15 protein-coding genes and 1 tRNA gene are annotated in these 14,781 nt (G+C 61.4%); 8 read left to right on the top strand and 8 right to left on the bottom strand.

Annotation, left to right across the window (positions count from 1 at the left end; all coding sequences use genetic code 11):
- Positions 1-115 precede the first annotated feature (115 nt).
- The 4 genes from tig to B9Z52_RS12275 all read right to left on the bottom strand — a co-directional run bounded on the left by tig (position 116) and on the right by B9Z52_RS12275 (position 6,053).
- A complete protein-coding gene (gene tig, locus B9Z52_RS12290; protein ID WP_108414154.1) occupies positions 116-1,429 on the bottom strand; it encodes a trigger factor in 1,314 nt (437 codons plus the stop codon).
- 64 nt (positions 1,430-1,493) lie between these two features.
- Positions 1,494-1,580, bottom strand: a tRNA-Leu gene (locus B9Z52_RS12285).
- A gap of 151 nt (positions 1,581-1,731) precedes the next feature.
- Positions 1,732-4,893, bottom strand: a complete 3,162-nt coding sequence (locus tag B9Z52_RS12280) for an efflux RND transporter permease subunit (RefSeq protein ID WP_108414278.1) — start codon at positions 4,891-4,893, stop codon at positions 1,732-1,734.
- Between the two features lie 5 nt (positions 4,894-4,898).
- The gene (locus B9Z52_RS12275; RefSeq protein WP_108414153.1) at positions 4,899-6,053 is read right to left on the bottom strand and encodes an efflux RND transporter periplasmic adaptor subunit; all 1,155 of its coding nucleotides are present in this window, start codon (positions 6,051-6,053) and stop codon (positions 4,899-4,901) included.
- A gap of 78 nt (positions 6,054-6,131) precedes the next feature.
- On the opposite strand from B9Z52_RS12275, the gene B9Z52_RS12270 reads away from it, so the two are divergent.
- From B9Z52_RS12270 to B9Z52_RS12240, 7 genes are all read left to right on the top strand, one after another.
- Positions 6,132-7,211: a squalene/phytoene synthase family protein gene (locus B9Z52_RS12270; RefSeq protein ID WP_233251948.1), complete on the top strand. Its 1,080-nt coding sequence runs from the start codon at positions 6,132-6,134 to the stop codon at positions 7,209-7,211.
- Positions 7,212-7,235: 24 nt separating this feature from the next.
- Complete coding sequence (hpnD, locus tag B9Z52_RS12265; RefSeq protein WP_108414152.1) at positions 7,236-8,075, top strand: presqualene diphosphate synthase HpnD; 840 nt, start codon at positions 7,236-7,238, stop codon at positions 8,073-8,075.
- Between the two features lie 112 nt (positions 8,076-8,187).
- Complete coding sequence (locus B9Z52_RS12260; RefSeq protein ID WP_108414151.1) at positions 8,188-8,754, top strand: hypothetical protein; 567 nt, start codon at positions 8,188-8,190, stop codon at positions 8,752-8,754.
- Positions 8,754-8,975, top strand: a complete 222-nt coding sequence (locus B9Z52_RS12255; protein WP_108414150.1) for a helix-turn-helix transcriptional regulator — start codon at positions 8,754-8,756, stop codon at positions 8,973-8,975. Before B9Z52_RS12260 ends, B9Z52_RS12255 begins: the two co-directional genes overlap by 1 nt.
- Positions 8,972-9,757 carry a hypothetical protein gene (locus B9Z52_RS12250; RefSeq protein ID WP_146182853.1) on the top strand — a complete coding sequence of 262 codons (786 nt, stop codon included), beginning with the start codon at positions 8,972-8,974 and terminating at the stop codon, positions 9,755-9,757. Before B9Z52_RS12255 ends, B9Z52_RS12250 begins: the two co-directional genes overlap by 4 nt.
- A 41-nt stretch (positions 9,758-9,798) precedes the next feature.
- Positions 9,799-10,095 (top strand): type II toxin-antitoxin system RelE/ParE family toxin, encoded by a 297-nt coding sequence (locus B9Z52_RS12245; RefSeq protein ID WP_108414148.1) that lies wholly within the window; start codon positions 9,799-9,801, stop codon positions 10,093-10,095.
- 4 nt (positions 10,096-10,099) lie between these two features.
- Positions 10,100-10,402 carry an addiction module antidote protein gene (locus B9Z52_RS12240; RefSeq protein WP_108414147.1) on the top strand — a complete coding sequence of 101 codons (303 nt, stop codon included), beginning with the start codon at positions 10,100-10,102 and terminating at the stop codon, positions 10,400-10,402.
- A 42-nt stretch (positions 10,403-10,444) separates the two neighbouring features.
- Here B9Z52_RS12240 and B9Z52_RS12235 read toward each other — a convergent pair whose 3' ends face one another.
- Together B9Z52_RS12235 and B9Z52_RS12230 are read right to left on the bottom strand one after the other, a co-directional pair.
- A complete protein-coding gene (locus B9Z52_RS12235) occupies positions 10,445-11,095 on the bottom strand; it encodes a glutathione S-transferase family protein (RefSeq protein WP_108414146.1) in 651 nt (216 codons plus the stop codon).
- 10 nt (positions 11,096-11,105) lie between these two features.
- On the bottom strand, positions 11,106-11,813 hold the full coding sequence (locus tag B9Z52_RS12230) for an HAD family hydrolase (protein WP_108414145.1): 708 nt from the start codon (positions 11,811-11,813) through the stop codon (positions 11,106-11,108).
- A gap of 20 nt (positions 11,814-11,833) precedes the next feature.
- Between B9Z52_RS12230 and hemH the strand changes: the two genes are divergently transcribed.
- Positions 11,834-12,922: a ferrochelatase gene (hemH, locus tag B9Z52_RS12225; RefSeq protein WP_108414144.1), complete on the top strand. Its 1,089-nt coding sequence runs from the start codon at positions 11,834-11,836 to the stop codon at positions 12,920-12,922.
- A gap of 39 nt (positions 12,923-12,961) precedes the next feature.
- Here hemH and B9Z52_RS12220 read toward each other — a convergent pair whose 3' ends face one another.
- Positions 12,962-13,591, bottom strand: a complete 630-nt coding sequence (locus B9Z52_RS12220) for an HAD-IA family hydrolase (protein WP_108414143.1) — start codon at positions 13,589-13,591, stop codon at positions 12,962-12,964.
- A gap of 132 nt (positions 13,592-13,723) precedes the next feature.
- On the bottom strand, positions 13,724-14,779 hold the full coding sequence (locus B9Z52_RS12215) for an ABC transporter ATP-binding protein (RefSeq protein WP_108414142.1): 1,056 nt from the start codon (positions 14,777-14,779) through the stop codon (positions 13,724-13,726).
- Positions 14,780-14,781: the final 2 nt, after the last annotated feature.

Here is a 14,781-nt window from a genome sequence, read left to right as displayed (position 1 = left end):
CAAGAATTTCTAAGGTGACTTTAACCCGAGTTTCAAACCCACCAATGAGATGGGGCTTGTCTGCCAGACTGCAAGCCCGGCACAAGCCCCATTCTTCAGGGATTCAAAGATCCGATCAGCCTTGTTGGCCCATCAGCTCTTCGAAAGAGATGGCTTTTTCCGTGACTTTGGCTTGCGCCAGCACGAAATCGGACACATTGCTCTCGATGACCACGGCTTCCACTTCGGCCAAACGCTGGTTGTCGCTGTTGTACCAACGCACCACGTCCTCAGGACGCTCGTAGCTGGCAGCCAGCTCTTCGATGTGGGCCTTGATCTGCTCAGGCTTGGCGTGCAAGGTGTTGCCACGCACGACTTCGGCCACCACCAGCCCTAAGCGCACGCGCTGCTCGGCTTGAGGACGGAAGATGTCATCAGGGATCGGAGCCTTGTCAGCGTCCTTGATACCGCGTTGCTTCAAGTCGGCACGGGCACCTTCTTTCAGACGCTCGATCTCGGACTGGATGATGGCCTGGGGCAGGTCCAGCTCGGCCTTGGCCACCAGGGCGTCCATGGCGGCTTGCTTGTTGCGGGCCAGCAAGCGGAATTTCACTTCGCGCTCGAGGTTTTTGCGGATGTCAGCGCGCAGGCCTTCCACGGTGCCGTCGGCGATGCCCAAGGACTTGGCCAAGGCATCGTTGACTTCGGGCAGGTTGGCCGCTTCGAGCTTCTTCACGGTGACCAAGAAGTCAGCGGTTTTGCCAGCCACGTCTTGACCGTGGTAGTCGGCAGGGAAAGCCAGGGGGAACGTCTTGCTTTCGCCCGACTTCATGCCTCGCACGGCGTCTTCGAACTCTTTGAGCATTTGGCCGTCGCCCAGAATGAACTGGAAGTCTTCGGCTTTGCCGCCAGAGAACACTTCACCGTCGATCTTGCCTTCGAAGTCGATGGTGGCGCGGTCGCCGTCTTGGGCAGCAAGGTCTTGTGCGCGTTGCGCGAAGGTGCGGCGCTGCTTGCGCAGGATGTCCAGGGTCTTGTCGATGGCGGCATCGGAGACTTCAGCAGTCAACTTCTCGACTTCGGTGTCAGCCAGATTGCCCAGCTTGACTTCAGGGTACACCTCGAAGATGGCTTCGAAGTTCAGCTCGCCTTCAGGCGCACCTTCTTTTTCAGAAATGCGGGGCTGACCGGCCACGCGCACTTGGGCTTCGTTGGCAGCCACAGCGAAAGCTTCGCCGACTTTGTCGTTGAGCACTTCGTACTGCACCGAGTAGCCATAGCGCTGGGCCACGACGTTCATGGGCACTTTGCCGGGACGGAAACCGTCCATCTTGACCGTGCGGGCCATTTTCTTCAGGCGTGCATCGACCTCGGACTGGATGGCCGTCACAGGCACAGTCAGGGTGATCTTGCGTTCCAGCTTTTCAAGGGTTTCAACAGTCACAGTCATCGTCGTTCTCGGTTAAATGAATTTCTCTCATGCCGCAGGGTTGCCCCATTGGCCCAAAGTCGGTTGGTGCGCGGGGCGGGACTCGAACCCGCACAGTGTTGCCACCGTCAGGACCTAAACCTGGTGCGTCTACCAATTTCGCCACCCGCGCGGGTCCAAACAAAAAGGGCGAACAGGCCGTGATGGGAGCCATCCACAGGCCTGACCGCCCGTTTGAAATCGGTCAACTTTCTATTTTAGCTGCTCCGGACCCCGTTTTCGGGTCCGGGCGGTGCTGGTTTTCCCGTCTGCGACGCTGGTTTTCAAGCCGCCTGAGCAGCATGTGTCGGGCGCGGCACGCGGAACCAGGCGGCATACATGGCAGGCAAAGCGAGCAAAGTCAGCGCGGTGGCGACGATCAATCCCCCCATGATGGCCACGGCCATCGGCCCCCAGAACACACTGCGCGACAGCGGGATCATGGCCAACACCGCAGCGGCCGCCGTCAGCACAATGGGCCGTAAGCGACGAACCGCCGACTCGACAATCGCGATCCAAGGCTCGACCCCGGCAGCGCGGTCCTGCTCGATCTGGTCGATCAAGATGACCGAGTTGCGCTGGATCATGCCCATGAGCGCGATCACGCCGAGCAAGGCCACGAAGCCGAAAGGCCGGTTGAGCGCCAGCAAAGCGGCTGCCACACCGGCCATGCCCAAAGGCCCGGTCAGGAACACCAAAACCGAACGGCTGAAGCTTTGCAACTGCAGCATCAACAAAGTGAAGGTGATGAACAGCATGATCGGCACGCCCGCCGCAATCGATGCCGAACCCTTGGAGCTTTGCTCCACAGCGCCCGCCACTTCAATGCGGTAATCGGATTGCCCCTGAGCCAACCATTGCGTCTGCAGCTTTTTAAGCTCAGGCTGCAACTGCGCCGTCACCGTCGCACCCTGCACGCCTTCGGAAATGTCCGACTGCACCGTGATGGCGTATTGGCGACCTTCGCGCCACATCACGCCCGGCTCCCACCCCAACACAGGCTTGGCAATTTGCAACAGGGGGATGGACTTGCCCGAAGCGGTCGGCACATAGGCTTGGCCCAAGTCCGACAAAGCGTCCCGTTCATTGAGCGGCTGGCGCAAGACGATGTCGATCAATTTGTCGCCATCGCGGTACTGCCCCACCGGCGCGCCAGAGAGCAAAGTGCGCGACGCTTGCGCGATCGACTGGCTGGTCACGCCCAAGGCACGGGCCTTGGCTTGATCCACTTCCAAGCGAACGGTTTTGACCGACTCGTTCCAGTTGTCGTTGACACCCCGCGTGCTGTCGCTCTGGCGCATCACGGCCTTGACCTCTTCGGCCTTTTGGCGCAGCACCGCAGGTTCGGTGCCCACCACGCGGAACTGCACCGGATAAGGCACAGGTGGCCCGTTGGGGAGCAACTTGACGCGGCCACGGATCTCCGGGAATTCTTGCGCCAGCAAAGCAGGCAGTTTGACCCGCAGGCTCTCACGCGTCTTCAAGTCCTTGGGCAAGACGATCAGCTGCGAGACGTTGGTTTGCGGAAAGACCTGATCGAGCGGCAGGTAAAAACGCGGCACGCCCGAGCCCACCCAGGTCGTCACCGAGCTCACGCCCTCTTCTTGCGCCAGGCGCTTTTCCACCCGCTTGGCCACTTCTTCGCTGGCCGCAAAAGGCGCGCCCTCGGGCAGCCACAGGTCCACCAGGATTTCCGGGCGGCTCGAATCGGGGAAGAACTGCTGCTGCACCTTGCCCATGCCCACAATGCCCAAAGCGAACAAGGCGATGGTGATGCCGATCGTCTTCCAGCGGTGGGTGACGCACCAAGTCACCCACTGGCGAAAGTGGCGGTAAAACGGCGTGTCGAACATCTCGGCCGAATCGTGGTGAGCACCGGCCACCGCATGCGCTGGCGGCTTGAGCAACCAGGCCCCCAGATAAGGCACAAAGTAAACCGAGGCCACCCAGCTGACGATCAAGGCGATCACCGTCACCGCAAAAATGGCGAAGGTGTATTCACCCGTGACCGACTTGGCGATGCCAATCGGCAAAAAGCCTGCAGCCGTGATCAGCGTGCCCGTGAGCATGGGCATGGCCGTCAGCTCGTAAGCGAAGGTGGCCGCGCGGAATTTGTCGTAGCCCTCTTCCATCTTGCGCACCATCATCTCGACCGCGATGATGGCGTCGTCCACCAGCAAGCCCAGCGCGATGATGAGCGAACCCAGCGAAATCTTGTGCAGGCCGATGCCAAAGTAGTTCATGGCCAAAAAGGTCACTGCCAGCACCAGCGGGATGGTGATGCCCACCACGAGCCCAGGGCGGATGTCCAGCGTCCAGCGCTTCCACAGGGGGTGGTGTCCGGGGCGCTTGTGCAAGCCCAGCGCCAAAAAGCTCACCGCCAGCACAATCACCACCGCCTCGATCAGCACCTTGATGAACTCGTTGACGGATTTGGACACCGCAGAGGGTTGGTCCTGAATCTGGGACAGCTTCAAGCCGACCGGCAAACCCACTTCGATCTCTTTGACGCTGGCTTGCAAGGCATGGCCCAAGGCGATGATGTCGCCGCCCTTGGCCATGCTCACGCCCAAGCCAATGACCTCTTGCCCCTCATGGCGGACCTTGACCGATGGCGGATCCACATAGCCACGGCTGACCTGGGCGATGTCCGACAAGCGCAGTTGTGCGCCCGAAGCCCCGCGGATCGGCATGGCGCGCAGATCGTCCAAATTTTGGAACTGCCCACCCACACGCACCTGCACCACATCGTGGGGTGACTGCAAACTGCCGGCCGACTCCACCGCGTTTTGCTGGCCCAGCTGCGCGAGCACAGCGCCCATGTCCAGACTCATCTGCGCGAGCTTTTTCTGCGAAATGTCGATGAAGACTTTTTCATCTTGCACCCCGAACAGCTCCACCTTGGCCACATCGCGCACACGCAACAGCGTTTGGCGCACGCGATCGGCCTGGAACTTGACCTCGGCCGAGCTGAAGCCATCGCCGCTCAGTGCATAGATCACCCCGTACACATCGCCAAAATCGTCGTTAAAGAACGGACCCTGCACGCTCTGTGGCAAGGTGGCGCGCATGTCGCCGACCTTCTTGCGCACGGTGTACCAAACCTGCGGCACCTCGCCAGGCTTGGAATAGTCTTTCAGCTCCAAAATGATTTGCGACTCGCCGGGCTTGGAGTAGCTGCGGATTTTGTCGGCGTAAGGCACCTCTTGCAGGGTGCGTTCGAGCTTGTCGGTCACCTGCTCGGCCACCTGTTGCGCCGTGGCACCGGGCCAATAGGTGCGCACCACCATGGCCCGGAAGGTGAACGGCGGGTCTTCATCCTGTCCCAATTGAAAGTAAGACGCCATGCCCAGCACCATCAGCGCCACCATCAGGTAGCGGGTCAGGGCCGGGTGCTCCAGCGCCCAGCGCGAGAGGTTGAAACGGGTGTTGTCGGTCTCTTGCATGGCCATCACCGCTGCGCTGCGTTGGCTACTGCAGGTGCTGCAGGCTTGGCATTGGCACCGTATTCAGAGACTTTCTGGCCTGCCGTCAACACATGTACACCGGCACTGACCACCTTCTGCCCGGCTTTCAGGCCCGAGGCAATGACCACCTGGTTGCCATCGATGGGCCCGATCTGAACGGTTTGCGAGCGCACCGTCATGCTGGCCTCGTCCAGCACCCACACCGCCGTGGCTGCACCGTCCTGGCGCAAAGCGCTGGTGGGCAATTTGATCGCTGCGGCCTGACTGCCCGGCAGATGCCCTGCCAGCACATTCACCGTGGCCCCCAAAGGCCATTGCTCGGCTTTTTCCAGCGCCAGCTTGACCAGATAAGTGCGCGTCACCGGATCGGCACTGGCGCCCACTTCGCGCACACGGCCCTTGAAGCCTTGACCGGTGCTGCCCAGCTGGGCCTGCATTTCCTGCCCCACCTTGAAAACCAAAACCGCCTGCTCGGACACCGAGAACACCGCATCGCGTGGCCCATCGTGCGCCAAACGCACCACCGGTTGCCCGGCCGAAACGACCTGACCGATTTCGGCTTCCACCGCAGTCACCACACCTTGCGCGGTCGCGTTCAACCGGGTGTATGCCGCCTGGTTGGCCTGGGCCTGGGCTTGTGCCTTGGCTTGGGTCAAAGCAGCCTCTGCGGCTTTGAGTGTGGTTTCGCGGCGCTCCAGTTCAGCGCCGCTGATGAAGTTTTGCGCCTTGAGTGACTCGTAGCGCTTGAAGTCAGACCCAGCCAGATCGCGCTGGGTTTGCGCTGCTGCCACTTGGGCCACCGCGGCTTGAGCCCCCAATTGGTAATCCTGCGCGTCGATTTGGGCAAGGGCCTGGCCGGCACTCACCCTTTGGCCCACTTCGGCCTGGCGCTGAACCAGCTTGCCGCCCACCCGAAAACCCAGGCGCGATTCCACGCGGGCACGCACTTCGGCCGAATACTCGCCCTGCAAATTCAAATCCGAACCACCCACCGTCAACACCTTGACCGCGCGCACCGGCTCCTGAACAGCCTCTTGGCGGGAGCAGCCCGACAGCACCAGCGCTGCGGTGACGGCCGAAACGGCACTCAGGCGAAACGCCCAGCGCCCTGCCTCTGCGGGCAAACTGAAATGGAACATGGAAAGGATCCCTGAAATTAATGACTGACTGGTTAGTAATCTAAGCAAAGCCATGACATCTGTCAAGCGACAATAGCGATGACCATGCCCGAAAACGCCCTTTTGCCCCCCATCTACATGCCTGTTTTGACAGCGGCGCAGCTGCGGCTGTTGCGCGGGGTGTCGCGTTCTTTTTACCTGTCGATCCGGCTGCTGCCCGGCCCCTTGCGTGGCCCCATCGCCATCGGCTACCTGCTGGCCCGCGCCACCGACACGGTGGCCGACACCACCGCACTGGCCCGCGCCGAACGGCAAGCCCTGCTGGCCCAACTGCTGGCCGCCATCGAAACGCCGCAGACCGCCACCCAAGAATTGAAAGCCGCGCTCACCCGCTTTGCCGCCCAGCAAAGCGATCCTCACGAACGCGCCTTGATGCTGGCACTGCCCGAGGGGCTGAGTCTGCTGCAAACCCTGTCGCCTGCCGACCAGACCAGCGTGCGCTGGGTGCTGGGCCACATCACCCAAGGCCAAACGCTGGACGTGAGCCGCTTTGGCAGTGGCCCGCAGGCCTTGGACAACGAAGCCGAGCTGGAGGACTACACCTGGCTCGTGGCAGGCTGCGTGGGCGAGTTCTGGACCGCGCTGTGCGCACGCCACCTGCCCGGCTTCGCCACCTTGCCCAACGAAGAGATGCATGCGCTGGGCCGCGCTTACGGCATGGGCCTGCAGCGCCTGAACATCGTGCGCGATGCCGGAGCCGACTTGGCCCAAGGCCGCTGCTACTGGCCAGCGCAGCAGCTCCATACTTGGGGGCTGAGCCCTGAAAGCCTGAGCCAAGCCGTCCTTGAGGGCCAGGCCCACACACTGGCACAGCTGACACCGCTGTACCAAAGCTACCTGCAACAGATCCAGACACAACTGGCCGCCGGCCTGCGCTACAGCTGCGCCGTGCAAAGCCGCCGCTTGCGGCTGGCCAGCGCCTTGCCCGCCTTGATCGGGGCACGCACCGTGGCCCTGCTCTTGCAAGCCGGACCGGCATCACTGACCCAACGCGTCAAAATGCCCCGCCGAGAAGTGCAAGGCCTGCTGTGGCGCTTGCTGCTGCGCGGGGTGTCCGTGCAAGCGCTGAGCCACGAATTTGAAAGGCTGTCTGCGCAGACAGCCCATTCAAGTCGCTGAACACCAATGCGAGAATCCCAACCCATGAGCCCGCAAGACTACGTCCAGCAAAAAGCCGCCGCCTCGGGCAGCAGCTTTTATTACGCCTTCCTCTTTCTGCCCGCAGAGCGTCGCGCAGCGATCACGGCCTTTTACGCGTTTTGCCGCGAAGTGGACGATGTGGTCGACGAAATCAAAGACCCCAGCGTGGCCGCCGCCAAATTGGGCTGGTGGCAAAAAGAAGTGCTGCAAGCCTATGCAGGCCAGCCGACCCACCCGGTCATGCACGCGCTGATGCCCTTGGCTCCTACCTACGGCATCGAAAGCCACCACCTGATGGCCGTGATCGAAGGCTGCCAGATGGACCTGAACCAGACCCGCTACCTGGACTTTGCGGGCCTGACCCAATACTGCCACCTGGTGGCCGGCGTGGTGGGCGAAGTCGCCGCCCGCATCTTTGGCCAGACAGACGAGGCCACCACCCAATATGCGCACAAGCTGGGCCTAGCCTTTCAGATGACCAACATCATCCGCGACGTGGGCGAAGACGCCATGCGCGGACGCATCTACCTGCCGCTGGATGAACAGCAACGCTTTGGCGTCAAAGCGCAAGACCTGATGCAGCGCACGTATTCAGACAACTTCACAGCGCTGATGAAGTTCCAGACCGAACGCGCCCACGCCCTGTACGACGAAGCCCTGGCCCTGCTGCCTGCGGCCGACCGCCGCGCCCAAAAACCCGGCCTCATGATGGCCAGCATCTACCGCACCTTGCTGCGCGAGATAGAAGCCTCGGGCTTTCAGGTGCTGCACCAGCGCATAGCGCTCACGCCGCTGCGCAAGCTGTGGCTGGCGTGGAAGATGCAGGCGCTGGGGCGGTTTTGAACTACTCCTATCACTCTCTATTACGATAAAAATTTAATACAAAACAATAAATTTTTATTGATTAAATTTTATTTTTGAGTTCCAATGCACTCCTTTCACAAGGAGGCATTGCATGAACACATCGATCACCCCATCCACAGAGCGTCACGCCCAACTGCGGCGCAAAGTCGCCACGGTCATCTGGACCCTGAGAGTCCTGGGCAGCATCTACACACTCTGGGTGCTGCTTCACATTCTTCACCCCTTGCGAGACCCCTCGGAATTTCTGCACAAGGTCGGCAGTTATTGGCAACGCGATCTCAACGCTGGTGCGAGTTGGCAACTGGGCAGCGCCGTTGGCCTCAATCTGTCCCTGTGGTTCCTGTTGTTGGCCGCTGTCATTTGTTTGTGGCAAGCCACACAACATTTGCTGCGCGACATGGGCTTGAGCACCATCACCAGCAGCTGGCTGCAACGCGGTGCCTGGGCAGGCTTGGGTTGTGCCGTGCTGGGCATCGTGACCCGCCCACTCTGGAGTTATCTGGTCACCCTGCACCTGCCCCCTCAATCTCAGCTCTGGAATTGGGAAATACACCCCAGCGACTTGCTGGGCCTGTTGATTTGCGGCGTCTTACTCATGCTGTCTTACCTCATGGCCTGGATGACGGAAATCGCCGAAGAAAACAAAGCGTTTGTCTGATGCCCATCGTCGTCCACCTCGACCTGATGCTGGCCCGCCGCAAGATGCGCTCACGCGACCTGGCCGCCGCCGTCGGCATCACCGAAGTCAACATCTCCCTGCTCAAGTCCGGCAAGGTCAAAGGCGTGCGCTTTGACACGCTTGAGCGCATTTGCGAAGTCTTGCAATGCCAACCGGGGGATTTGTTGGTACATGAACCTGAAGCTCCGAAGACCACATGATCCGACTGCGCACCCTCACACTCCTTTTAAGCTTGGCCCTCTTAAGTGGCTGCGGCATGCTGCACAGCGTGGCGCAAAGCGGCAAATTGCTCGCCCCTGAAAGTTTTGGCCTGATCCCCATTGCACCCCATCTGTATGTCGAGGCCGGAACCGATGAAGCCACCCGGGACCGACTGCGCTCAGACATGGCCCGGGCCAAAGCGGCCATTAACAAGGCCTACGGCAGCGTCAGCGCACGCCCCATCGTGCACGCCTGCATCACCGAAAAATGCTATGCCGCCTTCGGCGGGCGAAGCGACGCTGCCAAGGTTTTCGGCCAACGCATCTTGCTGTCGCCGCGTGGATTGAACTGGCACTTTCTGGCGCACGAATGGTCACACGCCGAAATGAGTACCCGCCTGAAACTACTGGCCTGGAAACGCATGCCCCAGTGGTTTGACGAAGGTCTGGCCGCGACCATCAGCGAAGCGCCCGAGCACTCAGAAAACCAATGGCAATTTCTGATCCACGCCCACATCCCCCGGCCCACACGCGATGAGTTGCTGACCTATCAATCCTTGCAGCAATGGCAGGCTGGCGTTCACCGCTTCGGTGACGACAAGAACTTTGAACGCGTGGCCCAAGGCCAGCCCTCCCTCAGCCCCGTGTATGCCGCTGCTGGGCACGAAGTGCGCCCCTGGTTGGCCAAAGTGGGCAGCACTGGCTTGCTGCACTTGATTCAGCGGATGAATGAGGGCGCGGATTTTGAATCTGCATATGCACACCAAACGCAAATCCCATAAACACCGACATTAAAATCGTATCCCAATTGATACAATCAGCCATGAAGACGATTTACACCACCGAAGTCTTTGATGTGTGGTTTGAGTCCTTGAAGGACCGACAAACGGCCAGACGAATTCAGGCTCGCATCGATCGAGCCGAAGAAGGCAACTTCGGTGACCACAAGGCTGTGGGTGAAGGCGTGGAAGAAATGCGAATTCACTTTGGCCCGGGCTTTCGCGTGTATTTCACACAGCGCGGGATGCAAATCGTGATTCTTTTGGCGGGGGGCGACAAATCCAGTCAAACCCAAGACATTGCAACGGCGCACGCACTCGCGCGCCAATTGAAGGAGTAAGCACATGGGCACACTCAAGCTCCGAAAATGGGACAGCGCCGAACACCTCAAAACCGAGGAAGACATGGCGCTTTATCTGGAGGCCTGTCTTCAAGAAGCTGGTGACGATGCGGCATTTATTGCCAAGGCGCTGGGCCACATTGCCCGCGCCAAGGGCATGTCTCAACTTTCGCGGGACACGGGCCTTGGCCGAGAAAGCCTTTACAAAGCCCTGTCGGGCGAAGGCAATCCCAGCTTTGCAACGATTTTGAAAGTCACCTCGGCCTTGGGCATCCGGCTGCACGCTCAAGCAATTCAAGCTGCGTGATCATTGACGAGGCCCAAGCCTCGGTCAGTTTGATGAAGGGCCTTACTTCATCCCCCGCGCCTGAGCCTGCGCAGGCCGGTCCACACAGGCTTTGAGCCAAGCGGCCACCGCCGGGTATTGCGCCAGCAGCGCAGCCGCTGGGCGCACCCAGCTGGCGACGCTGGCCACGCAGACGTCGGCCACGGTGAAGCGGTTAGCGGCCAGGTAGGCTTCGCCTTGGGCATGTTGGGCTTGCAGGTGGGCTTCCAGCACGGCCAGTGGCACTTTCAGGCGGCTTTCGGCTTTGTCGGCCAACTCGGGTTTGCGCTGGTCTTCGGGCATGGCCATGCGGTGCATCAGCACGGTGAGCGCGTCACTCTCCAGCTCGGACACGGTCCAAAAGCTCCAGCGCAGCGCCTCGGCTTCTTCGCGGGGCGTGGCAGGCGCAATCGTTTGGCCATCGGCTTGGCCGTGCACGCGGGCGATGTACAGGGCACAAGCCATGCTTTCCCACACGGTGATTGCACCATCGGCCCGCTCGTCGATCAGCACCGGAATGTGCCCGTTGGGGTTGATGGCCAAAAACTCGGGCGTGCGCGTCGCGCCACCGGCGTAGGGTGTGGAAATAAGTTCAAACGGCACCCCCAGCTCCAACGCCGTCCACAAGGGGCGTTGTGCACGGGATGCGCCAATGCCGTAAATTTTCAAGGTCATTTCGATCTCCTCAAGGTTTGTATTCAGGCCAGCGGGCACACAGCGCGTGCAAGTCTCGCACCTCCAAGTGCGGGCGCGTGTCGCCATGGGTCCACTCGTGGCCTTCGCGGTTGAGCCAGGCCACTTGCATGCCAGCGGCCAGCGCCCCCACACAGTCGGCGTGGGCGTCGTCGCCAATGTGCAGCACCTCGTGCGGGGCCACACCTGCGGCCTCGGCACCGGCCACAAAAATGCGCAAATCCGGCTTGGCCACCCCCAGCGACTGGGCGCTCACGCTGGCGTGAAAGTGCTGGCCAATGCCCACGCGGTGCACATCGGCGTTGCCATTCGACAAGGCCACCACCGGGTAGCGCTGGCTCCAAAAGGCCAAGGCGGGCAGCGCATCGTCAAACAAGTCCACCCGCTGGCGTTCGGCAAAAAAGGCCTCAAACGCAGGCTCGGCCAAGTGCACCGGGTCCCCGGCTTGCTGCAACAAGGCGCGAATCGACTGCAAGCGCAAAAACGACAAATCGTGCGCCCGGTCGGCATGGCGGGCGTTGATCTCGGCGCGAACGGCTTTTTTGAGCTCGGCATCGGCCGACAGCGCCGCCGTGCTGGGGGCATGCGCGGTCAGCCATGCGGTCAACACGGCCTCGGCCCGGCCAATGGTGGGCCAGACGGGCCACAAAGTGTCGTCCAGATCGAGGGTAATGGCTTTGATTCGGGGAATGTCAATCATGGTGAGGGAGAATACCCCACATGGCATTTCAAAAAGAACCCTCCTTCCAGCATGGTCAGGCCGCCAAAACGGCTGTTCTGTACTGCAACCTCGGCACCCCCAGTGCCCCCACCGCCCCTGCCCTGCGCAAGTACTTGGCCGAGTTTTTGGGCGACAGCCGCGTGGTCGAGATCCCCAAACCCATCTGGTGGCTGATCCTGCACGGCATCATCTTGCGCGTGCGCCCGGCCAAATCAGCCGCCAAATACGCCAGCATCTGGACCGAGCAGGGCTCGCCCCTGAAAGCCTTCACAGAACAACAAGCCCAGTCACTGGGCACCGCCATGCAAGAGCGCGGCCACCAAGTGGCCGTGCGCTACGCCATGCGCTACGGCCAGCCGTCCATCCCGGCCCAGCTGGACGCCTTCAAAGCCGAGGGCGTGCAGCGCGTGCTGATCGTGCCTGCCTACCCCCAATACAGTGGTACCACCACGGCCAGCGTGTTCGACGCCGTTTACCGCTGGGGCCTGAAAACCCGGCTCATCCCCGAGATGCGCTTTGTCAACCGCTACCACGACGACCCGCGCTACATCGCCGCGCTGGCGCGCACGGTGCGTGAACACTGGGCGGCCAACGGCCAGGCCGAGAAGTTGGTGATGAGCTTTCACGGCGTGCCAGAACGCACCCTGCAACTGGGCGACCCCTACCACTGCGAATGCATGAAAACCGGCCGCCTGCTGGCCGAGGCACTGGGCCTGTCCAAAGACCAATACAAACTCACCTTCCAGTCACGCTTTGGCAAAGCCAAATGGCTGGAGCCCTACACCGAGCCCACGCTGATCGCCATGGCGCAGCAAGGCGTGAAAAAAGTCGACGTGATCTGCCCGGGCTTTACCAGCGACTGCCTGGAAACGCTGGAAGAAATCCAGCAAGAAGCGCAAGAAGCGTTTTTGCACGCAGGCGGCGAAAGCTTCAGTTACATCCCCTGCCTGAACAACCATGCACAGTGGATCGAAGCGCTGGCCGATATCAGCCTGGGGCACATGCAGGGCTGGGATTTGTCAGCGCCAGATGCCAAGGCCCTGGCCGCCAGCCGGGAGCGGGCTTTGGCGCATGGGGCGAAAACTTAATCTGACGCAGGTCGAAACTGACAATCGGCCTTTCAGAGGTCAAACCGCCAACCACCCCCGCCCCACCAAGTCCCCCCTCACCTGCTCCGGCGTCTCAAAGCGGATGCCCTGCCAGCCGTGCCGCTCGGCGGCATCAATATTGTGTTGCACGTCATCAATGAACACTGGCTGACCACGCAGGGGCCAACGCGCCTGAGCGGTGGCAAAGATGTCGGGCAGCGGTTTGATCTGCTGCACATGGGCTGAAAAAATGCCATCTTCAAACTGCGCAAAAAAATCGTTGACGCGCACCAAGTGGTCGGCATAGCCCGCAGGCATGTTGGACAAGAAATACAAACGGTGGCCATGCGCCTTGAGCGCATGGATCAAATCCACCGTGCCCGGGATGGGCTGCAGGTGCGCGGGGATGTGGGCAATCAAGTGCCGCAAATCGGCCTCGGCCAAACCGGTGCGGGCGGCGATGCGTTGGGCCAGCGGCTCGGGCTCGATGCGGCCCAGGTCAAACAGCGCCCAGTCGGCCTCGGGGTGAAAGGTTTCAAAAATCTGGCTGGCCCATTGGCGGGCCTCGGCCTCGCTGCGCACTTGCGTGGGAAACAGCTCTTGCAGCAGCATCAGCGGCTGCCAGCGGAACACCACACCGCCCAAATCAAACACCACGTCTTGGCTCATGGCATGTCTTTCTTTTCTGTGTCATGTCGGGTTGGACCCCAACTTCAAATCATTGTGGCGTGTTGAACAGCAAACATCGCCCGCAGGAGTGGGCTCCTACAAGTCATTTCGGGCGCGGCATCTCTGGGACATTCACACCGCAACCGCTGCGATGCTGCGGCCGGGCAGGCTCAGGGCCAGCAATTGGCCGATGCGCCAGTCGCGGCCCACCTCGGGGGACACCACAAACACCGGACCCAGTTCGGTCTCGAATGTCAGCTCCATGAAGCTGCCCAAATAGGCACACTGCTTGAGCAATCCACGCAAAACCTGCTGAGGCTGTTCGCCCCCCGCCAGCTCACGCCCCACCAACCAAGCCTCGGGGCGCACCGCTGCACGCACCGCACCGGGGGCGACCAGGTGGCGCGGCACCAGCCGCAGTGGCCCCAGCTGCACCATGCCATCGCTGAGCGATTGGCCGTCAAACAACACCGCCTCGCCCATGAACCCGGCCACAAAAGCCGATGCGGGCCGTTCGTACAGGTCTTGCGGCGTGCCCGCTTGGGCGATGCGCCCGGCCTCCATGACGATGATCTGGTCGCTCACGGCCAGGGCTTCGCTTTGGTCGTGCGTGACATAGGCCACCGTCAGGCCCAGGCGCTGCTGCAGGTGGCGGATTTCGTCGCGCATGGACCGGCGCAGGCGGGCGTCCAGGTTGGACAATGGTTCGTCAAACAGCAAGACCGAGGGCTCCAGCACCAGCGCACGAGCCAGCGCCACACGCTGCTGCTGACCGCCCGACAGTTCGCTGGGCAGGCGCTCTTCGTAGCCCGCCAGCCCCACCAGAGCCAGGCTTTTGTGGGCACGCTCCAAGGCTTCGGCTTTGTGCACACCGCTCACGTCCAGCCCGTAGCGCACGTTGCCGATCACGTTCATGTGAGGGAACAGCGCATAGCTTTGGAACACCATGCTCACATTGCGCTCGGACGGGCCCAGGTGCGTCACGTCCACGCCGTCGATCAAAATCTGCCCGCCCGTGGGGGCTTCCAGCCCCGCGATCATGCGCAAGGTGGTGGTTTTGCCGCAGCCCGACGGCCCGAGGATGGTGGTCAGGCTGCCCTTGGGCACAGCAAAGTCGATGCCCTTGACCACCAACGGCGAATCTGCCCCGCCATAGCGTTTGGTGACTTGTTTGAATTGAATACCCATAC

Source organism: Limnohabitans sp. Jir72, from assembly GCF_003063575.1.
In the GTDB taxonomy this organism is placed as follows: domain Bacteria; phylum Pseudomonadota; class Gammaproteobacteria; order Burkholderiales; family Burkholderiaceae_C; genus Limnohabitans_A.
This window is presented reverse-complemented; position numbering and strand designations above follow the sequence as displayed.